Here is a 22,905-nt window from a genome sequence, read left to right as displayed (position 1 = left end):
ATGCTGCGATTGGCCCGCTCAAGCGGTTCCCATTCGCAAGTGTGCCGTTTTGCAGCGCAATGCGCCACTTCGGCATTGGGCAAATTGTCCAATGTGGATCTATCCGTGATAAAGCTAGGTGACGAGCAGAAAAGCAAGTGTGCCGCTTATGCCTCCATTTCTTCGCCGGTTGATCTCCCTCGCCATCCTGCCTGCCCTTCTTCTGTTGGGTGGCTGTAACTTCGTGGTCATGTCGCCATCGGGTGATATCGCCGCGCAGCAACGCGACCTGATCATCATTTCCGTGGTGCTGATGCTGATCATCATCATTCCGGTGATGGTCCTGACCGTGGTGTTTGCCATGCGGTATCGCGCATCCAACACCGACGCGCCCTATGATCCGGATTGGGATCACTCGACCCAGCTCGAACTGGTGATCTGGGCCATTCCGCTGCTGATCATCATCTGTCTGGGCGCGGTGACCTGGATGGGCACGCATCTGCTCGACCCCTACCGTCCACTTGACCGGATCGATGCCGCGCGTCCCGTGGCTGCCGATACCAAGCCGCTGGAAGTGAATGTCGTCGCGCTCGACTGGAAATGGCTCTTTATCTATCCCGAATACGGCATTGCGTCCGTCAACGAACTGGCAGCGCCAGTTGATCGTCCGATCCAGTTCCGCATCACCTCGTCATCGGTGATGAACTCCTTCTATGTCCCGGCGCTGGCCGGCATGATCTACGCCATGCCCGGCATGGAAACGAAGCTTCATGCCGTGATCAACAATCCCGGTGATTACGAAGGTTTTTCCGCCAATTACAGCGGCCACGGTTTCTCGGGCATGCGCTTCCGCTTCCACGGCCTTGACCAGGCTGGCTTCGATGGCTGGATTGCAAAGGCGAAGGCCGAAGGCGGTTCGTTGCAGCGCCCGGACTATCTTGAGCTGGAGCGCCCGAGCGAAAACGTGCCGGTGCAGTATTTCGCCACCGTCGATCCACTCCTGTTCAATGCCATCCGCAACTTCTGCGTCGAGCCCGGCAAGATGTGCATGAGCGAAATGGCCATGATCGATGCCAAGGGCGGCACCGGCCTGGCCGGTCTCAACAACCTCTTGCCGCTGACCTACGACAAGGATGCGCGTCGCGGCTCGATCTTTGGCTCGGAACCGACCTTCGTCGCCAATATCTGCACCATCGAGGAAGCGCTCGCGGCCGGCCAGGCCGATCCCTCCAAGCCGGCCTCCATCGTCGACCGCACGCCGCTGCGCGGAATGAGCCTGCCGCGGCCCGGCACCGGCTCGGTCAACCCGTCGCTTTCACAGACATTCGGCTCCTTGCGGCCGTCGAACAGCTGAAGCCATCATGCCTGAATCATCTCCTCTCCTGACTGCCATCTTCGGCCGGCTCACTTTCGAGTCGTTCCCGATCCACGAACCGATCCTGATCGTCACCTTCATCGTGGTGGCGCTGGGCGGCCTCGGCCTCATCTACGCACTGCATCGCTACCGCCTTTGGGGTTTCCTGTGGCGCGAATGGTTCACCTCGGTCGACCACAAGAAGATCGGCATCATGTATATGGTGCTTGGCATCGTCATGCTTCTGCGCGGCTTTGCCGATGCGATCATGATGCGCCTGCAGCAGGCTCTCGCCTTCAACGGTTCCGAAGGCTACCTCAACGCGCATCACTACGATCAGATATTTACCGCCCACGGCGTGATCATGATCTTCTTCGTGGCCATGCCGCTGGTCACCGGCCTGATGAACTTCGTCGTGCCGCTGCAGATCGGCGCGCGCGACGTGTCCTTCCCCTTCCTGAACAACTTCTCGTTCTGGATGACGGCAGCCGGCGCGATCATCATCATGATCTCGCTGTTCGTCGGCGAGTTCGCGCAAACCGGCTGGCTGGCTTACCCGCCGCTCTCGGGCATCCAGTACAGCCCCGGTGTCGGCGTCGACTATTATATCTGGGGCCTGCAGGTCGCGGGCGTGGGCACCACCCTGTCGGGCATCAACCTGCTTGTCACCATCGTAAAGATGCGCGCACCCGGCATGACCATGATGAAGATCCCGGTCTTCACCTGGACCTCGCTCTGCACCAACGTGCTGATCGTGGCGACCTTCCCGGTTCTGACGGCCGTGCTCGTCCTGCTCAGCCTCGACCGCTATGTCGGCACCAACTTCTTCACGAACGACTTCGGCGGCAACCCGATGATGTACGTGAATCTGATCTGGATCTGGGGCCACCCGGAAGTCTACATCCTCGTGCTGCCGGCCTTCGGTATCTTCTCCGAAGTGGTCTCGACCTTCTCTGGCAAGCGCCTGTTCGGCTACACGTCCATGGTTTACGCGACGGTGGTGATCACCATCCTGTCCTACCTCGTGTGGCTGCACCACTTCTTCACGATGGGTTCGGGCGCCAGCGTCAACTCCTTCTTCGGCATCACCACGATGATCATCTCGATCCCGACGGGTGCGAAGATCTTCAACTGGCTGTTCACGATGTATCGCGGCCGCATTCGCTTCGAACTGCCGATGATGTGGACGGTCGCCTTCATGCTGACCTTCGTGATCGGCGGCATGACGGGCGTGATGCTGGCGATCCCGCCGGCCGACTTCGTGCTGCACAACTCGCTGTTCCTGGTGGCGCATTTTCACAACGTCATCATCGGCGGCGTGCTGTTCGGCCTGTTTGCCGGCATCAACTACTGGTTCCCGAAGGCGTTCGGCTTCAAGCTCGACACGTTCTGGGGCACGCTGTCCTTCTGGTTCTGGGTTGTCGGCTTCTGGGTCGCCTTCACACCGCTTTACGTGCTCGGCTTCATGGGCGTGACGCGTCGCCTGCGCGTGTTCGAGGATCCGTCCTTGCAGATCTGGTTCCAGATCGCGGCCTTCGGCGCCTTCCTCGTCGCCTGCGGCATCGCCTGTTTCCTGATCCAGATTGCCGTCAGCGTGATGCGCCGCGACAAGCTTCGCGACACGACCGGTGATCCTTGGAACGGTCGCACTCTGGAATGGGCGACAGCATCGCCACCGCCGGATTACAACTTCGCCTTCACGCCGGTGATCCACGACAATGACGCCTTCGCCGACATGAAGAAGCGTGGCTACAAGCGTCCGCTAGAAGGCTACCGCGCCATCCACATGCCGAGCAGCACCGGCACGGGCGTGTTCATTGCAGCGCTCAGCGTCGCACTCGCCTTCGGCCTGATCTGGTACATGTGGTGGCTGGCTGCGCTTTCCTTTATCGCCATCCTGGCGGTGGCGATCGCGCACACCTTCAACTATCACCGGGACTTCCATATCCCTGCGGAAACGGTCGCCGCGACGGAAGCCTCGCGCAGCAAGCTGCTGGCAACAGTGGCGGGACACTGACCATGGCAAGCGCAGTGAATACGGCCGACCACGCGGCCACGAACTCCGACGAAGTCGTCTTCTACCTCGAGGACGAGCACGAACACGCCGAAGGCTCGAGTACGGCGCTCGGCTTCTGGGTCTACCTGATGAGCGATTGCCTCATCTTCGCGATCCTGTTCGCCATTTATGGCGTGCTCGGCACGAGCTATGCGGCCGGCCCTGGCCCGCAGGACCTGTTCGAGCTCGAACTCGTCGCGGTCAACACGGCGATGCTGCTGTTCTCGTCTATCACTTATGGCTTTGCCATGCTCCAGATGGACAAGGGCAATGTGCGCGCCACGCAGCTTTGGCTGGCGATCACCGGCGTGTTCGGCCTGTGCTTCCTCGGCATCGAGCTCTACGAGTTCCACCATCTGATCGAGATCGGCGCGACGCCGCAGCGCAGTGCGTTCCTGTCGGCCTTCTTCACGCTGGTCGGCACGCACGGCCTGCATGTCACCTTCGGCATCATCTGGTTGGTGACGCTGATGGTGCAGGTCAACATGCACGGCCTTATCCCTGCCAATCGTCGCCGGCTCATGTGCCTGTCGATGTTCTGGCACTTCCTCGACGTCATCTGGATCGGCGTCTTCACCTTCGTTTACCTGATGGGGATGCTCCGTTGAGCCAGCACGCCCACACCGCCACGCATGGCGCCGGCAGCCAGACCAAGACGGCTGAGAAGCACGCGCAGGACAATGCCGAGGACCTTCACGACGAAGGCCAGAACCATGGCAGCTATACGAGCTACATCACGGGCTTCGTGCTGTCCGTCATCCTGACCGCCATTCCGTTCTGGCTCGTCATGCACGGCACGCTCGACAAGAACTGGACGATCTTCATCGTCATGGCCGCAGCCGTGGTGCAGATCGTCGTTCATATGATTTTCTTCCTTCACATGAACGCGAAGTCGGAAGCTGGCTGGAGCCTGATGGCGCTGTTCTTCACGCTCATCATCGTGGTGATCGTGCTCGCCGGCTCGCTTTGGGTCATGTACCATCTCAATACCAACATGATGCCGGGCATGGAAATGGACGGGCAGGGTCCGCAGACCTCGAACCCGGCACCAGGGGGAAGTCCTGACCAGCAGGGCCAATGAGGAGCGACCCGCACGCCGGCCATGGGTAGTCGGCCTGCTGCTTGGCCTGGCTGCTCTCCTGTTCGCCGGCTTCTGCGCGTTGGGCGTCTGGCAGATCGAGCGCCGCGCATGGAAGCTCGACCTGATCGAGCGCGTGGAAGCGCGGGTTCATGCCGGACCCGTGCCCGCACCGGGCCCAGCTGAATGGCCGGGGATCAATGCGGGTGACGATGAATACCGGCGCGTCTCTCTAACCGGCCGCTACCTGAACGACCGCGAAACGCTGGTGCAGGCGGTGACCGAACGCGGCGGCGGTTTCTGGGTGCTGACGCCCTTCCAGACCAATGAATCGACCACCGTCCTTGTCAATCGCGGCTTCGTGCCGCCAAACAAGCGCGATCCGTCCTCCCGTCCGCAAGGCCAGATCGCCGTTGAAACGACCGTCACCGGCCTGCTGCGCATCAGCGAGCCCGGTGGCGGCTTCCTGCGCAGCAACGATCCCACTGGCAATCGCTGGTTTTCGCGCGATGTCGCGGCAATCGCACAAGCGCGCGGCTTCGACAACGCCGCTCCCTTCTTCGTGGACGCACAAGCCGTGCTGTTACCGGATGCGCCGGTCGGCGGACTGACCGTGCTGCGCTTCAACAACACCCATCTCGTTTATGCGCTGACCTGGTTCGGTTTGGCACTTTTGATGCTGGTGGCCGCTTTTTATCTCGTGCGAGACGAACAACGCGCGCGCCGGGCGCGTTCAGCTTGATGCGGGGATCGGAACGGCAACACAACCTGTGGTACGATCGTCTCCGCCCCGCCTGGAGCCCGACGCTGAGCCACGACGCCACAAACAAGAACAACCTTCTTTTGCTGGTGCAGCTGCGTTGGCTGGCGGTGTGCGGACAGATCATCACCATCCTGTTCGTAGGCTTCGGGCTGGGCGTCGATCTGCCCTTCCTGCCGATGGCGCTGATCCTTATGGCGCTCGTGGCGCTCAACGTGTTCAGCCTGCTGCGCGCCCGCAGCCAATCGGCGCTGACCAACACTGAACTTTTCATCCAGCTTCTGCTCGATGTCGCGACGCTGACCGCGCAGCTTTATCTCAGTGGCGGCGCGACCAACCCCTTCATCTCGCTCTATCTCTTGCAGGTCACGCTCGGCGCTGTGCTGCTGCAGCCGTGGTCGAGCTGGGCGCTGGTGGCGCTGACGGCGCTTTGCTTCATCCTTCTGTCGCTGTTCTTCCAGCCGCTGGCCCTGCCGCATCTCCACGAAGGCGGCCTGCTGCAGCTGCATATCCAGGGCATGTTCTTCTGCTTCGTATTGACCGCCGGGCTCGTCGTCCTGTTCCTGATCCGCGCCAGCAGCAATTTGCGCGCGCGTGACGCCCGCTTGGCCGATCTGCGCCAGCAATCGGCGGAAGAGCATCACATCGTCCGCATGGGCCTGCTGGCCTCGGGTGCCGCGCACGAACTCGGCACGCCGCTCGCCACTTTGTCGGTGATCCTGAACGACTGGAAGCGCATGCCGTTGTTCAGCAAGGAGCCGGAACTCACAGAAGAAATCACTGAAATGCAGGGTCAGCTTGCCCGCTGCAAGGCCATCGTTTCCGGTATCCTGATGTCGTCCGGCGAGGCTCGAGGCGAAGGGATGGTGCGTACCACCGTCACCGGCTTCTTTGACGATCTCGTTGCCGAATGGCGCGCCAGCCGCTCGCCGCGTCATCTGGTATTCCAGAACGGCTTTACGCCCGACGCAGCGATCGTGTCCGACCTGTCCTTGAAGCAGGTCATCTTCAACGTGCTCGACAACGCGCATGAAGAATCGCCCAGCTGGATGAAGGTCGTAACGATGCGCCAGGGGGACAATCTGCAGCTCACCGTCACCGATGTGGGCAAGGGCTTCTCGCAGGAAATGCTGGCCGAGATCGGCCGTCCCTACCGCTCCAGCAAGGGGCGTCCCGGCGGCGGTCTGGGCCTGTTTCTCGTGGTCAATGTCGTGCGCAAGCTCAGTGGCACCGTATCGGCACGCAATCGCCCGGAAGGCGGCGCCAGTGTCACGCTGGAACTGCCTCTGTCCTCCTTGTCGGTAAAGGGGAGCGGCAATGGCCACTGACCGCTCGCTCGTGATCGTGGAAGACGATGCCAGCTTCGCGCGCGCCTTGAAGCGCTCCTTCGAGCGGCGCGGCTATACGGTGCGGCTATGCGATTCCGTGCCCGCTCTGCGCGATCTGCTGACCGACTTCGCGCCGGCTTATGCCGTCGTCGATCTCAAGCTCGTCGGCGGCTCCGGCCTCGAATGCGTGCAGGCCCTGCACGAGCACGACACTGACACCCGCATCGTCGTTCTCACCGGCTTTGCGAGCATCGCAACGGCGGTTGAAGCCATCAAGCTCGGTGCACGGCACTATCTCGCCAAGCCCGCCAACACCGACGACATCGAGGAAGCCTTCGGCCGCGTCGATGGCGACACCGCCGTGCCGCTCACCGAACGTCCGACCTCGCTGAAGAACCTGGAATGGGAACGCATTCACGAAACCCTCGTGGATACCGGCTTCAACATTTCCGAAACTGCCCGCCGCCTCGGCATGCACCGCCGCACGTTGGCGCGGAAGCTGGAAAAGCGCCGCGTGACCTGACGGCTCAGGCACTCGCCTTCTGCGGCAGGTGCAGAGCGACGCCAAAGTCGGGCAAGCGCTCAGCCAGGGAAGGCGGCGGCGCGCGATCCGTGACGAGTAAATCGACGTCACGCATGGAGCCAAGCCGCACCAAAGCGCCCTTGCCGAACTTGCTGTTGTCGACTGCCAGAACGCACTGCGTCGCCTGCTTCATCGCGGCCGACACGATCGCGACTTCCGTGTGGTCATCGTCACAAAGATCGCCGTCATCATCAATGCCACTCACCGAAAGCACGGCATAATCGAACTTGAAGCGCCTGATGAAATCGGCCGTGTCTTCGCCCGAAACGCCGCCATCAATCGGCCGCACGAAGCCCCCGGGAATGGCCAGTGTGAAGTCGGAATGCTCGCTGATCAGGGAAGCGACGCGCAGACTATAGGTGACGATCCGCAATCGTTCCTTGGTCACCAATGCCCGGGCAATTGCCTCGCAGGTCGTGCCGGTATCGAGGAACAGCGTCGCGCCATCGGGGATGAGGCTCGCGACAACCGCGGCAATCCGTGTCTTCTCCGCCGCTTGGTCGGTGCGCCGCTGCCGGTAGGTTCCCGGATCGAGCGGAACAGCAAGCGCCACGCCGCCATGCAGGCGCCGCACCTTGCCCTGTTCTTCCAGCGCCATGATATCGCGCCGCGCCGTCTGCGTCGTGACAGAATAGCGCCGGGTGATCTCCTCGATCGAAACGTAATGCCGCTGCTCGATCTCCCGCAGCAACGAAGCCTGCCGCCGCTCTTTCTTGTTCGCCGCTTCCATGCCTGCCTCTGGGATCGTCATGGCTCCGACGTCCACTCAGCCGGCGCGAGCATCCCTGCGAACATCAAGGCGTGATTTACCATAGGTGAGATCGGCTGTAGCGTAACTGACATACATCCCCGCTAATGTCCGAAAACCAACATTTTCGCTGCTGGTTTTTCTACATCACTCGGGGGTTCTACATCATGGCTAACACAAGGGCGAGGGGCCGCACGCTTGTGGCACTCAAGGCAACAACAGCCGGCGCGATGCTGCTGGCGTTCGGCGCGGGGGCGCTGGCGCAGGAAGCACCAAAGGGCGACACGATCCGCCTGCTCAACCTGAACATCTGGAACAAGTTCGAAAAAGATCCGACGCCGATGGCCGGCTTCATCGTCGACGGCAACTACGACGCCATCATGTTCCAAGAGGCCAAGGATTCCTACATGACGCGCATTCCGGAAATCCTCAGGGATGCCGGCCGTGGGACATATCTGGGTCGACGCGACGGCAGCGCGGCCATCCTGACGCGCCTTCCGGGTACGATCGACCACTTCCAGGCTCAGGGCTTTGATAGCCAGGGCAAGAATGTGCCGTTTGCCACGATCGACGCCTCCGGCTCGCGTCCGCAAACCACCATCGGCAGCATCCACATGGATTACTCTGATGGTTCGGCTAAAAGGCTGCTTGAAGCGAAGGCGCTCAATGCCTGGGCCAAGCAGGTCGCTGCGCCGTTGATCGTATCAGGCGACTTCAATGCCGGTGATGTTTCAGAACGCGGGCTGCATCGGGTCGTGCAACAACTGCGCACGATGAAGAGCGCCGACGGCAATTCATTGTACGCATCACTGTCCAACCAATATCTGGATGCCGGCAACCGGGCGCAATCGCTTCGGGTCATTCAAGATGCTTTCCCGGGTCAGGACATCAATAAGCTGACCTGGAAGCAATGGGCGAACGCGCTGGAAGGCGCTTACAATCAGGGCAAGGACATCGGCCTCACGCCAGAAACCTACCCGGTCGCTAGCAATACGCCGGTGACAATGAACGTCCTTAAAAAGCAGTTCATGCTTCTTCAGACCGACTCTCAACGCGAACCCTTTTCTCCCCATACTTTGAATGATGGCAGCGTGACCTGGCCATCGAAAGGTGAGGATGCAACCGGAAGCGTGTGGCCAAGCTGGGATCGCGTGAAGATCGACCACTTCCTGGCGTCCCGTCCATTCGGCAAGTGGTACGTCATTGCCGATGATCCGGCCGACAAGTCACTCGGCACCTTGCGTGATCTTTACTCCAACGAGGATCCAGCTCGCCCCGTATCCGACCACGACGCCGTCGCGCATGAATTCCGTTGGATCGGCCCCAAGCTTGAAACCTACGCATCCGGCGCCACCGCCAAGACCCGCCTGGTTTGGGGTGAAGGCGCCTACGACTTCAACGGCCGCAACAAGGAGTTCTTCCTTACGCGCAACAACATGCGCAAGGACGTTTATCTCGGCCAGATCGCGGATGAGAACGGCAATCCGATCCTCGCCGACCTGACGCTGGACGAGAAGAAGACGCTGCTGGATTGCGCCGGCACGGATGCGCGGTTCGCGAAAGCCGTCCAGGACTACTGCATCGACGACCATTCCTTCATCGGCGAAACGCTGGTCACCGATGGCGGCACGCTGATCGTGGATGAAGATGCCGCACTCGGCGGCGTCGATGCCGATCTGCGGCTGGCCAATGGCCGTCTGCGCGTTGTCGGCACGACGATGACCAGCCTCGACCGCGAAGTGAAGCTCGACGCTGCGGGCATTATCGACGTGGCGGATGCCGGCAATGACGTGTCGGTGAGCCAAGCGATCAGTGGGCAGGGCAGTTTGACCAAGCGCGGCGCCGGTGCTTTGACGCTCGATGCCGCCAACAGCTATCTCGGCGGCACGATGGTGGAAGCCGGCACCCTGCGTGCCGGCGTTGCAGGCGCTCTGTCCAACAGCATGCACTATGCGGTGAATGGCGGTCAGCTCGACCTCAACGGTTTCGATCTGACGGCAGCCTCCCTGTCGGGTCTGGGCGGCACGGTTGCCTTGGGCGATGCCTCGCTCACCCTCGACCAGTCGATCAACACCCGCTTCGATGGCAGCATCGAAGGCGCGGGCAGCTTGACCAAATCAGGCGCAGGCTGGCTCACGCTCAACGGCGTCAACACTTACACCGGCGGCACCACGGTGCAGAACGGTGGCCTGATCGTCGGCGATGCCAATCATGCCGGCGCGTCCATTGTGGGCAATGTCGCAGTGTCCAACGGTGCGATCCTTGCCGGCAGCGGCACACTCGGCGGCCTCACCGTCGCTTCCGGTGCAAGCGTTGCACCGGGTAATTCCATCGGCACGCTCAACGTTGCCGGCGATCTCACCCTGCAGGCCGGTTCGACTTACCAGGTCGAGATCGACCCGTCGGGCGCCGGCGACCGCATTAGTGCTGCCGGTTTCGCGCAGATCGACGGCGCCAACGTCTTCGTTCAAAAGGCGCCGGGCACCTATACGCCGGGTCGGTCCTATGAGATCCTGACGGCGGCTGGCGGTGTGGACGGGCGCTTTGCAGCGCTCAACCAGAACCTGCCCTTCATCGATCTCGGCTTCACCTATGATCCGACGCGCGTGACGCTCGACGTCCAACGCAACGACGTGGCCTTCCCGACTGTCGGCGAAACCGCCAACCAGCGTGCGGTGGCGACTGCAGTGGAAGCCCTCGGCGGTGGCAATTCGCTCTATGATGCGGTTGTATGGCAGGATGGCGAAGAGGCCGCGCGTGCCTCATTCGATGCGCTTTCGGGCGAAATCCACGCCTCCACCAAGACGGCGCTGATCAATGACAGCGCCTCTTTGCGCAACGCTGCCAATGAGCGCATCCGCGCTGCCTTTGCCGGTTCGGGGTCGGTTGACATGCCGGTGATGTCCTATGCGGACGGCGCCCAAGCCGTTCAGCCGGCTGGCCCTTCCGGTCCGGCTCTCTGGACCCAGGCCTTCGGCGTGTGGAGCACAACCAAATCCACCAGCGAAACGGCTGAACTCGAACAGTCCACCGGCGGCTTCTTCACGGGCTTCGACGGTGCGCTGTCTGAAACCTGGCGCCTGGGCCTGATGGCAGGTTACAGCCGCTCCTCCTTCGACGTGGATGCTCTCCGCTCGTCGGCCGACAGCGACAACTACCATCTCGGCGTTTACGGCGGCGGCGAGTGGAACAAGACAGCGTTCCGCGCCGGCATCGGCTACAGCTGGCATTCCGTGGAAACCAGCCGCTCGGTTGCCTTCCCCGGCTTCAGCGACCGTTTGTTGGGCGACTATGATGCCGGCACGTTCCAGGCCTTTGGTGAGTTGTCGCATCGCTTCGATGTCGGTCAAGCCGCACTCGAGCCCTTCGCCAACCTGGCTTATGTCAGCCTGAACACGGACGGCTTTAGCGAACGCGGCGGGGCGGCAGCTCTGTCGATCGGCGAAGACTCGATGGACACGACCCTCACCACGCTGGGTCTGCGGGCTTCGGCTCCGTTCAACCTCGGCAGCGTGGTCGCACAGGCTCGCGGTCTGATCGGCTGGCAGCACGCTTATGGCGACACGACGCCCAACACCAATGTCGCCTTCGCCGGCGGCGGCGCGTTCGATGTCACGGGTGCAGCGGTTGCGGAAGACACCGCTCTGGTTGAAGCCGGCATCGACTTTACCCTGAGCGAGAACGCCACGCTCGGTGTGCAATATGGCGGCCAGTTCGGCTCAGACTTCACCCAGAACGCCGTCAAGGCCAGGTTCAGCCTGAACTTCTGATCAAACTGAGCCGCACCAACAAAGAAGGCCCGCGTCGGAAACGGCGCGGGCCTTTCGCTTGAAGGCGGATCAAGCGGCCGCAGGCTCTACCGGGTCCAATCCCGGCAGATCCGGACCGACCGGCACGATACCGTTGGGGTTCAGCGCCTTGATCGAGTAATAGCCTTGCTTGATGTGGTCGATATCGACTGTCTCGCGAATACCAGGCACCGCCAGCATGGTATCGAGATAACCAGACAGATGCGGATAATCGGCAATGCGCTTGAGGTTCGTCTTGAACAGCCCGTAATAAGCGGCATCGAACCGCACCAGCGTCACGAACAAGCGGATATCGGCTTCCGTCAACGACTCGCCAACCAGGAAGCGCCGGCCGTCACTTAGCCGGCCTTCCAGCGTTTCCAACGTGGCGAACACATCGTTGAACGCTTCTTCATAAGCAATCTGCGTAGTGGCAAAGCCGGCGCGGTAAACGCCATTGTTCAGCTTGGGATAGATCTCAGCGTTCAGCGCATCGATCTCCTCACGCAAGGCTTCGGGGTAGAACTCGAAGGTGTCATCCGCCAGATCGCCGAAGCCGCTGTTGAGCATGCGCAGGATGTCGGCGGACTCGTTGTTGACGATCGTGCCGCGCTGCTTGTCCCACAACACTGGCACGGTGGCGCGGCCAGTGAAATGCGGGTCGGCGCGCGTATAAAGCTCGTGCATATAGGTGACGCCGTTGACCGCATCCCCGGTCGCGCCGGGGTAGGAGCCGAAGCGCCAGCCTTGGTCGGTCAGCACCGGCTCCACGATCGACAATGAGATCGCATCTTCCAGCCCCTTCAGTCTGCGGCCGATCAGCGTGCGCGAGGCCCAAGGGCAGATCAGCGCGACGTAAAGATGGTATCGACCGGCTTCCGCCTTGAAGCCGCCCTCGCCGGTGGGGCCAGCACTGCCATCGGGCGTCACCCAGTTCCGGAAGCTCGATGTTTGGCGAACGAAGCCGCCTTTGGCATCCTTGGCCTGAACCGGCTGCCAGTCTTCCGTCCACTTGCCGTCAACCAGCATGATCAGATTTCCTTCTGGCTGAGGCTGAGCGCTGTGCCCCACGGATCTTCAAACCGGATGCCGCTCGTTTGCTGGTGGACTGCGATGCCCGCTGCTTCGAGCCGGGCAGTCGTCTTATTGTAACTCGCGGGATCGGCGGCCAGCAGTTCGACCTCGCGCAGGCCGGTAGAACCGGGCACACGTTTGCCAGCATTGCGACTGTTCCAGATGTTGCCGGCGAAGTGGTGATGATAGCCGCCCGAGCTGTAGAAGCTCGCGCCGGGATAGCGCGCGGTGATATCGAGGCCGAGCGCATCGGCATAGAAGGCATCGGCGTCAGGCGTGGCGCCGACCTGCAGATGCACGTGCCCGACGGTCGATCCCGCCGGCGCGCCCTGCCACTCCAGACCGGCCGCCGCAGCTCGCAGGTTGTCGATATCGAGCCGCTCCGTGGTCATGCCGAGCTTGCCATCGGGATAAGGCCATTCCGAAGAGGAGCGGTCGGCATAGACTTCGATACCGTTGCCTTCCGGGTCCGCCAGATAAAGCGCTTCGCTCACCGCATGGTCGGATGCGCCCTGGATGGAGAAGCGGTTGTGGGCGAGATAGTCAATCCAGCTGCCGAGATCGGCGCGGGTCGGAAGCAGGAAGGCGGTGTGAAACAGACCGGCCTCGCGCGCCGACGAGCGGGGCACTGAGGCATCACCCACCAACTCCAGAAAGACGCTGCTTCCCGCGCCGAGCCGCGCGACGCCATCCGTTTGGTCCAAGAGGGCAAGACCCAACACCTTCTGGTAAAAGGCGCTGACTCCTGCGAGATCGTTCACCGTCAGCGTGACCTTACCGATCCGCAGCGGCGTGGAAGATGAGGTGACAGGGGTCGGCATCGAGGATCTTGCTCCCATTGCAGGGCGCGGCTGTGTTGCCGCTGCATGATCCTAAGATGCCTACGCCATATCGTTCACGCTAGGTCACGGTTCGGCGATTGATCGTTCGATAAAGAAGAACGATCAGGCTTGTTTCTGCTGGTCCATCTTCATCTCGGCCTGAAGATTGACCACGCAATTGCGCCCACGCGATTTGGCCATGTATAGGCCGGCGTCGGCAAGGCCGAGCAGGGCATTCAGGTCTTTCGCCTCTGTCTCCACCGTCGCAATGCCGAAGCTGGACGTCGCCGACAGCGCCACATTGCCAACGTCGATCCTGGCCGCGGCAATCGCTTTGCGGATCTTCTCGGCGATCCGCAGAGCGTCTTTCCCTTCGCTGCCGGGCAGGAGAATGGCGAACTCCTCGCCGCCGAGCCGGCCGATCAGGTCGGTGGAGCGGATCTGCGCCTGGCAGATACCGGCAACTTCGGACAGAACGCGGTCGCCCGTAGCGTGGCCATAAGTGTCGTTGATCGATTTGAAGCGGTCGATATCGAGCATGATGATGGAGGAGGGGCGCTCCTGTCGGTCCATCAGCGCCAGCACCTGCTTGGCCTGGCCGTTGAAGGCGCGCCGCGTCAGGACCTTGGTGAGCACATCGACTTCGGCCGTACGGCGCAGTTCGAGCTCGTGCATGACGATGGCGGCCAGGTCGGTCAGCACCTCAAGGTTGGTTGGCGTGAACGATCGCGGCTTGTTGTCGATCGCGCAAAGCGTGCCGAGGGTAAAGCCTTCGAGCGTGCGCAAGGGGATGCCGGCATAAAAGCGCATATGCGCCGGACCGGTCACAAACGGATTGTCCTTCAGCCTGTCATCTTCGCTGAGGTCGGGAATGACGACTGGCTCGCCGCTTTGCAGCACCAGGCGGCAGAAGGTGACCTTGCGGTCAAGATTGTTGTCGGGCAGGCCGATGCAGGCTTTCGTCCATTGCCGGTCGGCCGCAATCATCGAGATAAAGGCGATCGGCACATCGAAGATGTTGCGCACCAGCCGCACCACCCGGTCGAAGGCTTCTTCGCGCGGCGTGTCGAGAATGTCGTAGCTTTGCAGGGCCGCCAGACGCAGATGCTCATCGACGGTTCCGCCATCGAGGCGCGGCATACGCATTTGCGTTGAAGGATGCGGCATAAATCAAGTCCCGGCAGATCTTGCGGGGAGCAGTGTCGGCGCGAACGACCTAAGAAGTCGTTGCCGAAACAGTCGATATTCAAGCTTTTCAGTCTCAAGAACAAAGCGGCCCGCGCTTGATGTGCGGGCCGTTCATTGATGTCACACACTTACTTCTTGGCGACGATCTTCTTGATGTGATCCATGTGCATCTCGAGTGCGGGCAAAGTGTTCTTTGCAAAGGCGACGACTTTCTCGTCGTCACCCGAACCTGCATAGGTGCGGAACAGCATCACGGCTTCCATATGCGCCTGCGTCTGCATGTCGATGTAAAGCGCGTCGAAGTCCTTGCCTTCGGCATTTTCCAACAGCTTCATCATCGCGGCATGCTTGGGAGCATACTTTATTGGCGGGGTCTGTCCCGTCGCCTTCAGATCTTCGCCAGCCTTGGTGTGATCCTTGATCATATGCTTGGCGAAGGCCTGGATGTCTTCATCCTTGGACTTCTTTTCGGCAAGCTTGCTGGACTCGATCTCCAACATGTTCGAGCTGGCGACCATCTCGACGAATTTCGGCGTTTCCACCTTCATCGCCGCAGCGGCCATGTCTGGATCGCCGGCCTTTTCCTGCGCCATCGCGGAGGAGGCGAGAAGAAGGCTGATGGCAACGGCACTGAGGACCTGTTTCATGGGTCTGGTTCCTTTAAAGGGACAGTTACTTGGTCTTGGCAAAAGCAGCCTTCAGGTCGGCAACGGCGAGATCCGTGGCCTCCTTGGCGGCTGGTACGACCTTGGCCATGCCGAAGAACTCATGCGTCACGCCGGGATAAGTCTTGGCATTCACCTCGACGCCGGCTTCCTTCAGCTTGGCGGCATAGGCCTGGCCTTCGGAACGCAGCGGATCGATCTCGGCGGTGATCACGGTTGCCGATGGCAGACCCTTGAGGTCGGTGCGGCCAACCAGGTTCAAACGCTCGTCCTTGGTTTCGTCCATGGACGGGAACACGTTCTTCACGAACCATTCCATATCGGCCTTGCCGAGCGGCTTGGCTTCCGCGTTTTCCTTGTAGGATTCAGTGTTCATGTCGTTGCCGGCCACCGGGTACACCAGCAGCTGGTGAACCGGCTGAGTGGTCTCGTTCTTCTTGGCCATCAGCGCGACATTGGCAGCGAGGTTGCCGCCAGCACTTTCGCCTGCAACCGCGATGCGCTTGGCGTCGCCGTTCAGCGTATGAACATTCTCGACCGCCCAGGTATAGGCATTCCACGCATCTTCATGCGCTGCCGGGAACTTGTTTTCAGGGGCGTGGCGATACTCAACCGAAATCACGATCGCATTGGCACCGGCAGCAAGCGCGCGCGGCGTTGAATCGTACACGTTGATGTCGGCAATGACCCAGCCGCCGCCGTGGAAATACACGACCACCGGCAAGGCCTCCTTGGCAGCACCATCCGGCGTGTAAACGCGGGCGGCAAGGGCACCGTTTTTCGTAGGAATGCTGATGTCCTTGGTGAGGACCTTGGATTCCGGCGCAGACGGAATTCTCTTTTCCAGCTGCACAGCCTTGGCGGCATCGGCAGGCGTCGCCTGGCTGCGAGCATCCGGCACGGACAGCGTGTGGATCGGCTTGACCTCGAGATCGGTCAGCTTGTCGAGCACGGCCTTCATTTCCGGAGAGGGGTCTGCAGCAAATGCTGCGGGCGGGAAGATAACGCTGGCCGCGAGCAGAGCGACGGCTGCGAACCGGTTCGATGTCATGTGCATGGGCTTGCCTCGTGTTGGGTGTCCTGCGCAACCGAGAGCTCAACCGAAAGTTCCTTTGATTTCAGCGTATTAGAAGCGTCTTATCTGTCATATGTTAGCCGACAGGTTGTTGGCCCTGCGGCCGTCAAAGCGGCCCGCCTGAAGTCCGCGCATTTATTGCGTTCCTCTTAACTTATGTGCTCGTGGCCCGCCCATGCCTGTGAAACCCTACCAATGTCTTGGAAGGGGAGTGATCAGTGAGCTTGGACGCAGAAGACCGTTTTGCCGATCAGGACAGCGACGCTTCCGACAATCAGGAGCAAGGCGCGGCTTCCGCCATGCCGCAGGCGTCGGCTGAAATGGTCGCGCTGATCCCGGCCTTGCGGGCCTTTGCACGAACTTTCTGCCCGGACCCGTCCGATGCCGACGATCTCGTGCAGGAAACGCTGATGAAAGGCATCGCCAACATCCGCCAGTTCCAGCCGGGAACGCGGCTGAAATCCTGGCTCTTCACCATCATGCGCAACACGTTCTACACGCGCGCCAAGCTGCGCAAGCGCGAAGCGCCGGGTGGGGCGGATTGCGTTTCGTCGCTGCCGACGGCGGAAGCCACGCAGGAATGGACCATTCGCGGCACGGAAATTGAAGTCGCCATCAATGCTCTGCCATCGCAGCAGCGCGAGGTGCTGATCCTGATCGGCGTGCTCGGCATTTCCTATGAAGAATCCGCCCGCATCTGCAATTGCGCCATCGGCACGATCAAAAGCAGGCTCAACCGCGCGCGATCCACGCTGCTGGAGCTTCTGGGTGAAACGTCGCCGCGAACGGCGATCGAAGCCTTTACGCCGATGGTCAGGCCGCTGCAGGCAAGCGCGGCAGCTTGATCTCAGGCGACGGTCGGCTCTGCGCCGTCATTAATCGCTCTCACCAGCGCGTCCACCACGGCACCGGGCTCGGCATCGATCGAAACGGTGATCGCATCTTCGTCGGGCTCAGGCACCTGCAAGGCAGCGAACTGGCTGTCCAGCAGTGACAGCGGCATGAAGTGCCGTTCGCGCTTGCCCATGCGCTCGGCGATCAAAGCCCGCGAACCGTCAAGGTAAAGGAACGTCACCGGCCGCCCGGCAGCGGCCCGGATCTGATCACGGTAGCTTCTCTTCAAGGCCGAGCAACCGACGATCAAACGCTGCGCATGCCCATGCAGCGTTTCTCCGACAGCCTGCAGCCACGGTGCGCGGTCGGCATCCGTCAGCGGAATGCCATGCGCCATCTTGTCGATATTGCTCTGCGGATGCAGGTCGTCGCCATCGATGAAGTCGGCATCGAGCTTCGCGGCAAGCATCTGCCCGATAGAGGTCTTGCCCGATCCCGCCACGCCCATGATGACGAAGTGGGTGGAAACGAGCCGTGCGGTGATGGTCTGCATGGCACTTCTATAAAGCAAGGCTGCCAACCGCCCAAGCCGGAAAGCGGTGGGCTCCGATCTCGGCATGCGCATCTTTTCGCATCACAGAAAGCCCTTGCACCGGGAAGACGCTGGATTATCAGGGGACGTCGATTTCTGACGAGCCGTTGAGTGAAACTTCAGCGAAATCCTAGACGGCCGGCCAAGGGGAGGGTTCCAATGTCGAAAGCTGCATCAATGCCTGCAACGAAGTTCATCCTGACGGTCACGTGCAAATCCACACGCGGCATCGTTGCGGCGCTGTCCGGCTACCTCGCCGAAAAGGGCTGCAACATCATCGATGCCTCGCAGTTCGACGATCTCGATACCGGCCGCTTCTTCGTGCGTATCAGCGTCGTGTCGGAAGAAGGCGTCAGCCTGGACGAACTCACCGAAGGCCTGCAACCGATCGTCGAGCGCTTCGACATGAGTGCCGAGATCCACGATGCCGACAAGCGCATGAAGGTCATGCTGATGGTATCGCGCTTCGGCCATTGCTTGAACGACCTGCTTTACCGCTGGCGCATCGGCGCATTGCCGATCGACATCGTCGGCGTGGTGTCGAACCATCTCGACTACCAGAAGGTCGTCGTGAACCACGACATCCCCTTCCACCACATCCCGGTCACCAAGGAAAACAAGCAGCAGGCCGAAGGCCGCATCATGGAGCTGGTGGAAAGCTCCGGCACGGACCTGATCGTGCTCGCCCGCTACATGCAGGTTCTGTCGGACACGATGTGCCAAAAAATGTCGGGCAAGATCATCAACATCCACCATTCCTTCCTGCCGTCCTTCAAGGGCGCCAACCCCTACAAGCAGGCCTATCAGCGCGGCGTGAAGCTGATCGGCGCGACAGGCCATTATGTGACGGCCGATCTCGACGAAGGTCCGATCATCGAGCAGGACACGGTGCGCGTAACCCATGCGCAGAGCCCGGAAGATTATGTCTCGATGGGCCGCGATGTGGAAGCGCAGGTGCTGGCCCGCGCCATCCATGCCCATATCCACCGCCGCGTTTTCCTTAACGGCAACAAGACCATCGTCTTCCCGGCGAGCCCCGGCAGCTACGCATCAGAACGCATGGGCTGATCCCAAACAAAAAGGCCCGGCTGCGAACAGCCGGGCCTTTTTAGATGTGCACTTACAGGTTCTTAGAACTGCGACGAACCTTGCGTGGGCTTCGAGCCTTCAAAACCCTGGTTGTCATCTGAAGACTTGTCTTCGTCCGACGAAGCTGAGCCGAGCTTGTCACGGGCAGCTTCTTCGCCGGCGCGTGCGGCCGACTTGATCACCGAGCTGACACGATCGGCCAGATGCAGGTCGCCGACTTCGACGCCAGCCGGATTCAGGCCCTGCTTCTCAGCTTCGGACTTGGCCGCGGCATAGGTCTCGGTTGCAACTTCCTTGGCATGGTCGAGACCTTCGGAAGCCAGGTTCTTCGCCTGCTCCTTCAGGTTGTCGCTATACTTGCCGAGCTGCTCGTCTTCCGTCTGCGTGCGCGGCAGAAGCGTGCCGATCAGCGCGCCGATGGCAAGACCAACAGCCGCCGTCGCCAGCGGTTCGCGGTTGAACAGGTCGGACGCGGAATCCGCTAGACCCTGGGCACGACGCGCCGTGCCACGAGCCGTGCGCGAACCATAATCCGCAGCGCCGCGAGCAGCGCGCGAACCGTAATCGGCGGCACCACGAGCAGCCCGCGAGCCAGCCTGCTGAGCGGACGACCCGACGCCCGACAGCTTGTCGCCAATCGCGCCGGCTGCATCGCTGACAGCACCCGTTGCGGAATCCCAGGCGTCCGAAGCGGCACCGGTTGCGCGTTCGATCACACCCGGACCATTGTCGCTGCCCGACGTACCCGGCTCGTAATCGGACGAACCGCTGCCGCGATAGGTTGAACCCGAAGCACCATAGGTCGAGCGGGAATAATCCTGGTCGCCATAGGTATCGCCGAAATCGCGGTCATCGCTCTCATAGCCCGCAGCCGGATAGGAGCGCGCCGGATAATCGCGAAGTTCGTCGCGATCGTAGTCGCGGAACGACGAGGTGGAAACCGACGTGCCCTTGCCGATGGCAAGCCAGGCCAGACCGGCACCAACCAGCGCCAGAGGCAACGGGTTGTCTCGGACCTGGTTCTTGAGGTTCACCAGGGCAGTCTGCGTGTCACCGCCACGGAAGATCGAGGTGAATTCGTCCACCATCTGGCCGGGCGTCATCTTGGCGCGAAGCGTTTCGGCGGTATCGGCGATGCGCGCGCGGGTCTCTTCGGCTTCGCGTTCGAGGCTGCTTGTGGACTCGCTCATTTGAACTGCTCCTTCACCACAGCGGCATCACGAGCCAGCTGGTTGGTCGTTTGATCAGGGGTAAGATTGCTCGGTTCGATGTTGGACGTGCCGCGCTTGACGAGGATCACGCCGATAACGGCGACCACGAGGCCGACGATCAGCGAAGCCCAGCCGGCTCCAACCCAATGGGCGAGCGCAACCACAAGCGCCTGCAACAGGATCAGCAGTGCGGCCATCAGCAGAAGGCCACCCGCCAGCACTTCCACCGCGCCGCCGAGCATCGTCTTCAGCTTGTCGCCCATTTCGGCGCGCAGAAGACGAATTTCGGTCTGCATCAGCGAAGACACCTGCTGGATCAGGTCACTGATCAGCGTGCCGACACCGCGATTGTCGCGAAAATCAACGGGATCGCTCATCGGTCACCTCCGGTTCCCGAAGTCGAGGAATAGCTGGACGAGGTCGTGTCCTTGACGTCGACCTCAAACGGCGAGTCCGAGCCGGAAGACCCGAATGCCGAGCTGGAGGTTGAGCCTGCGCCAGCGCCGGTAATCGGCGATGTCGACGTCTGCCCGCCTTCCGGGAAGCCGGTAAACGTCTCGTCGCCCGACAAGCGATCGGCGCTGGAAACCGCACCTGCACGGTCGGCAGGCGTCGGGTAGCGCGTCTGGCTGGAAGGTCGGCCGGAAGAACCAGCACCGCTATAGTTGCCGCCGCCTCGGTAATCCGAACCGCCGGTTTCGCCCGAAGTACGCGGAGCCGAGCTCTTCAGAAAGCGACCAAGCGCCAAACCGGCAAGCACGGAGCCTGCTATCAGAGCGGTCGGGTTGGCCTGGCCGAACTTGCGCACTTCACCGATCACGTCCCCGATCGGCTTGTCCTTCAACGAGCTTGCGATGCTGTCGATGCTGCCGGCTGCGCCGTTGATCAGCTTGGCAGCTTGGCCCTGATCCTTGTCCTGCAGCTGCTCGCCGGCTGCGCGCAGCGCTTCGCCGAAGCTCTGCAGGCTGCCGGCAATCGACTGCTGCGCGGCCTGGGTCTTGTCGGCTGCAATGGTTTTGGCCTCGTCGGCAAGGCTGCTCGCTTTATCGTAAGCAGCGTCACGCGCATCGTGCAGGGTCGAGCGGGCTTCGCTCACTTCCTTGTTCACGCTGTCGCGGATTTGCGAGGTCGTTTGCGCAAGGTCTGCGCGGACGTCCGGCTTGTCGCCGGATAGAGTCTCGTCGTTGGCCATGGTCTTCCTCTCGATCTTCGGATTGGCAGTCGGTGTGCTGCCTCCTCGGCGAAGAGAACCCGCCAAACCGAGTCATGTTCCCATTCCTTGCAAAGAAGTGGCTAATGCAAGGCTGGATGTACGATCCAAGACTTGGCACAAGCCAGTCAGCCAACAAGAAATGGCTCCCGTTGCTTGAACGAGAGCCATCGACAGTGGAGCAGGTTGCTGCCCTAGCTAGAAGCTTAGCCGTCTACTTCTTGGCAGCAGGTACCCGGAACAGCTTGGTTGGCAGGCTGGCTGGATTGCCGGGCTTGAACCAGGCCATGTCCTGAATGCGCGACGAGGTCACGTAGATCGTGCCATCTGGCGCTTCCGACAGCGTATCCGGCCAGATCAGCTGCTCGTCCTGAACCCACATCTTCGGGTCGGCCTCGCCTTCGCGGCGCAGCAGCGCGTTCTGCTCCGGCGCCGTCACGATCATCGCGCCGTCCGAAGCAATCAGCAGACCATCGGCAACGCCGTTCTCCCCGACCTTCTGCACCTTTTGAGCCAGATCGTCTGATGACATCGCTTCATCCTGCAAGGCGGCGGTGTCGACACGGTACAGCGTCTTGCCCTTGATCGCCTGCCAGTAGAGCCACTTGCCGTCCTTCGACAAAGCAATGCCATCGGCAGAGAACTCGACACCGCGCCCGTCGGGCTGGCGCAGCGGCTTGTTGTCGATGCTGACAACGACCTCCGGCTCGACCTGCGTGCTCTTGTGCCTATCCAGCGCCCGCCAGGCCTTAGCCGTATCGAGGTTCAGCACGACGATCGCGCCCTTGACGCCGGAGTCGGTGATATAGGCGAACTTGCCGTCGGGGCTGAAGCGCACGTCGTTGAGGTAGCTGCCCTGCGGAGCGACCTTTTCGTCGAACTTGTAGGTCTTGGTGACCGCATTGGTCTTCAGGTCGATGCGCACCAGCTTCGGTCCGCCCGCCACCACATGGCTCTGCGCGGGAGCCGCCGCATCGAGCACGAACAGGCTGCCGCGCTTGTCGGCAACGACGCTCTGCACGCAAACGAAGTGATCGCCGGCGCCAAGCTCATAACGCTTGGCATTGCGCCACGCATTCCATTCGTCGTTCGGGTAGGCGGCGATCGTGCCGTCCGGCTTCACCTCGGCCACCGACACCGGCGCATCGTCGCTCCAACGCGGGAAGTTGACGAAGATGCGGTTGTCTTCGCTCACCGTCACGCCGGTAACCTGATGATCGAACGCCGCGACCTGTTCCAGCTTCGGCTGTTCCTGCGCGGATGCAGGCGCAAAACCTGCGGAAAAGGCCATCGGGAAAGCTACCGACAGCCACAACAAAGAGTGGGGTTTCATGGATCTCATCCCTTAGATCGACGATGCAGCGAAGTGCGCGCATAACCGGCAAGCGCCCGAAACGATCCGGCGCGCCATCCATTTTCCTGCCAAGCCGGACGAGTGAGCAAGACAGCTCCGCTCAGCGCCGTTTGGAGAG

At 61.5% G+C, this 22,905-nt stretch carries 21 protein-coding genes; 10 read left to right on the top strand and 11 right to left on the bottom strand.

Features of this window, described 5'->3' with window-relative positions; translation table 11 throughout:
* The first annotated feature begins 148 nt into the window (after positions 1-148).
* Genes cyoA through IE166_RS10755 form a run of 7 tightly spaced genes read left to right on the top strand, consistent with a single transcriptional unit; the run spans position 149 to position 7,078 of the window.
* Positions 149-1,333, top strand: coding sequence for a ubiquinol oxidase subunit II (gene cyoA, locus IE166_RS10785; RefSeq protein ID WP_189505848.1), 1,185 nt, complete (start codon positions 149-151; stop codon positions 1,331-1,333).
* Between the two features lie 7 nt (positions 1,334-1,340).
* Positions 1,341-3,350 (top strand): cytochrome o ubiquinol oxidase subunit I, encoded by a 2,010-nt coding sequence (cyoB, locus tag IE166_RS10780; RefSeq protein WP_189503705.1) that lies wholly within the window; start codon positions 1,341-1,343, stop codon positions 3,348-3,350.
* A gap of 2 nt (positions 3,351-3,352) precedes the next feature.
* Complete coding sequence (gene cyoC / locus IE166_RS10775) at positions 3,353-3,997, top strand: cytochrome o ubiquinol oxidase subunit III (RefSeq protein WP_189503704.1); 645 nt, start codon at positions 3,353-3,355, stop codon at positions 3,995-3,997.
* A complete protein-coding gene (gene cyoD / locus IE166_RS10770; protein WP_189503702.1) occupies positions 3,994-4,470 on the top strand; it encodes a cytochrome o ubiquinol oxidase subunit IV in 477 nt (158 codons plus the stop codon). The genes cyoC and cyoD overlap by 4 nt, the downstream gene beginning before the upstream one ends.
* A gap of 34 nt (positions 4,471-4,504) precedes the next feature.
* Positions 4,505-5,209, top strand: coding sequence for an SURF1 family protein (locus tag IE166_RS10765; protein WP_189505846.1), 705 nt, complete (start codon positions 4,505-4,507; stop codon positions 5,207-5,209).
* Complete coding sequence (locus IE166_RS10760) at positions 5,209-6,555, top strand: ATP-binding protein (protein ID WP_189503701.1); 1,347 nt, start codon at positions 5,209-5,211, stop codon at positions 6,553-6,555. The genes IE166_RS10765 and IE166_RS10760 overlap by 1 nt, the downstream gene beginning before the upstream one ends.
* Entirely contained in the window at positions 6,545-7,078 is a 534-nt protein-coding gene (locus IE166_RS10755; RefSeq protein WP_189503699.1) for a response regulator transcription factor, read from the top strand. Before IE166_RS10760 ends, IE166_RS10755 begins: the two co-directional genes overlap by 11 nt.
* 4 nt (positions 7,079-7,082) lie before the next feature.
* Here the strand turns inward: IE166_RS10755 and IE166_RS10750 are convergent, their stop codons facing one another.
* Complete coding sequence (locus IE166_RS10750) at positions 7,083-7,889, bottom strand: DeoR/GlpR family DNA-binding transcription regulator (RefSeq protein ID WP_210312961.1); 807 nt, start codon at positions 7,887-7,889, stop codon at positions 7,083-7,085.
* Between the two features lie 164 nt (positions 7,890-8,053).
* On the opposite strand from IE166_RS10750, the gene IE166_RS10745 reads away from it, so the two are divergent.
* Entirely contained in the window at positions 8,054-11,656 is a 3,603-nt protein-coding gene (locus IE166_RS10745) for an autotransporter domain-containing protein (protein WP_244641442.1), read from the top strand.
* A 69-nt stretch (positions 11,657-11,725) separates the two neighbouring features.
* Here IE166_RS10745 and IE166_RS10740 read toward each other — a convergent pair whose 3' ends face one another.
* The 5 genes from IE166_RS10740 to IE166_RS10720 form a co-directional block, all read right to left on the bottom strand.
* Positions 11,726-12,703: a glutathione S-transferase family protein gene (locus IE166_RS10740; protein WP_189503698.1), complete on the bottom strand. Its 978-nt coding sequence runs from the start codon at positions 12,701-12,703 to the stop codon at positions 11,726-11,728.
* Positions 12,704-12,705: 2 nt separating this feature from the next.
* A complete protein-coding gene (locus IE166_RS10735; protein ID WP_189503696.1) occupies positions 12,706-13,569 on the bottom strand; it encodes a VOC family protein in 864 nt (287 codons plus the stop codon).
* A 123-nt stretch (positions 13,570-13,692) separates the two neighbouring features.
* Complete coding sequence (locus tag IE166_RS10730) at positions 13,693-14,709, bottom strand: sensor domain-containing diguanylate cyclase (protein WP_189503694.1); 1,017 nt, start codon at positions 14,707-14,709, stop codon at positions 13,693-13,695.
* A 176-nt stretch (positions 14,710-14,885) separates the two neighbouring features.
* Positions 14,886-15,404, bottom strand: coding sequence for a DUF4142 domain-containing protein (locus tag IE166_RS10725; RefSeq protein WP_189503692.1), 519 nt, complete (start codon positions 15,402-15,404; stop codon positions 14,886-14,888).
* Between the two features lie 25 nt (positions 15,405-15,429).
* Positions 15,430-16,479: an alpha/beta hydrolase gene (locus tag IE166_RS10720; protein ID WP_189503691.1), complete on the bottom strand. Its 1,050-nt coding sequence runs from the start codon at positions 16,477-16,479 to the stop codon at positions 15,430-15,432.
* A gap of 338 nt (positions 16,480-16,817) precedes the next feature.
* On the opposite strand from IE166_RS10720, the gene IE166_RS10715 reads away from it, so the two are divergent.
* Positions 16,818-17,342, top strand: coding sequence for a sigma-70 family RNA polymerase sigma factor (locus tag IE166_RS10715; RefSeq protein ID WP_189505835.1), 525 nt, complete (start codon positions 16,818-16,820; stop codon positions 17,340-17,342).
* Positions 17,343-17,344: 2 nt separating this feature from the next.
* Here IE166_RS10715 and IE166_RS10710 read toward each other — a convergent pair whose 3' ends face one another.
* On the bottom strand, positions 17,345-17,884 hold the full coding sequence (locus tag IE166_RS10710; protein WP_189505833.1) for a gluconokinase: 540 nt from the start codon (positions 17,882-17,884) through the stop codon (positions 17,345-17,347).
* A gap of 216 nt (positions 17,885-18,100) precedes the next feature.
* Here IE166_RS10710 and purU point away from each other — a divergent pair, with 216 nt between their 5' ends.
* Positions 18,101-18,991, top strand: coding sequence for a formyltetrahydrofolate deformylase (gene purU / locus IE166_RS10705; protein ID WP_189503689.1), 891 nt, complete (start codon positions 18,101-18,103; stop codon positions 18,989-18,991).
* A 62-nt stretch (positions 18,992-19,053) separates the two neighbouring features.
* Here purU and IE166_RS10700 read toward each other — a convergent pair whose 3' ends face one another.
* From IE166_RS10700 to IE166_RS10685, 4 genes are all read right to left on the bottom strand, one after another.
* Complete coding sequence (locus tag IE166_RS10700; protein WP_189503687.1) at positions 19,054-20,202, bottom strand: DUF3618 domain-containing protein; 1,149 nt, start codon at positions 20,200-20,202, stop codon at positions 19,054-19,056.
* Positions 20,199-20,600 (bottom strand): phage holin family protein, encoded by a 402-nt coding sequence (locus IE166_RS10695; protein WP_189503685.1) that lies wholly within the window; start codon positions 20,598-20,600, stop codon positions 20,199-20,201. The genes IE166_RS10700 and IE166_RS10695 overlap by 4 nt, the downstream gene beginning before the upstream one ends.
* Positions 20,597-21,415 carry a hypothetical protein gene (locus tag IE166_RS10690; RefSeq protein WP_189503683.1) on the bottom strand — a complete coding sequence of 273 codons (819 nt, stop codon included), beginning with the start codon at positions 21,413-21,415 and terminating at the stop codon, positions 20,597-20,599. Before IE166_RS10690 ends, IE166_RS10695 begins: the two co-directional genes overlap by 4 nt.
* Positions 21,416-21,647: 232 nt before the next feature.
* Complete coding sequence (locus IE166_RS10685; RefSeq protein ID WP_189503681.1) at positions 21,648-22,766, bottom strand: L-dopachrome tautomerase-related protein; 1,119 nt, start codon at positions 22,764-22,766, stop codon at positions 21,648-21,650.
* Positions 22,767-22,905 lie beyond the last annotated feature (139 nt).

Origin of the sequence: Tianweitania populi, assembly GCF_014652875.1 — a bacterium.
Classification (GTDB): Bacteria; Pseudomonadota; Alphaproteobacteria; order Rhizobiales; family Rhizobiaceae; genus Tianweitania; species Tianweitania populi.
This window is presented reverse-complemented; position numbering and strand designations above follow the sequence as displayed.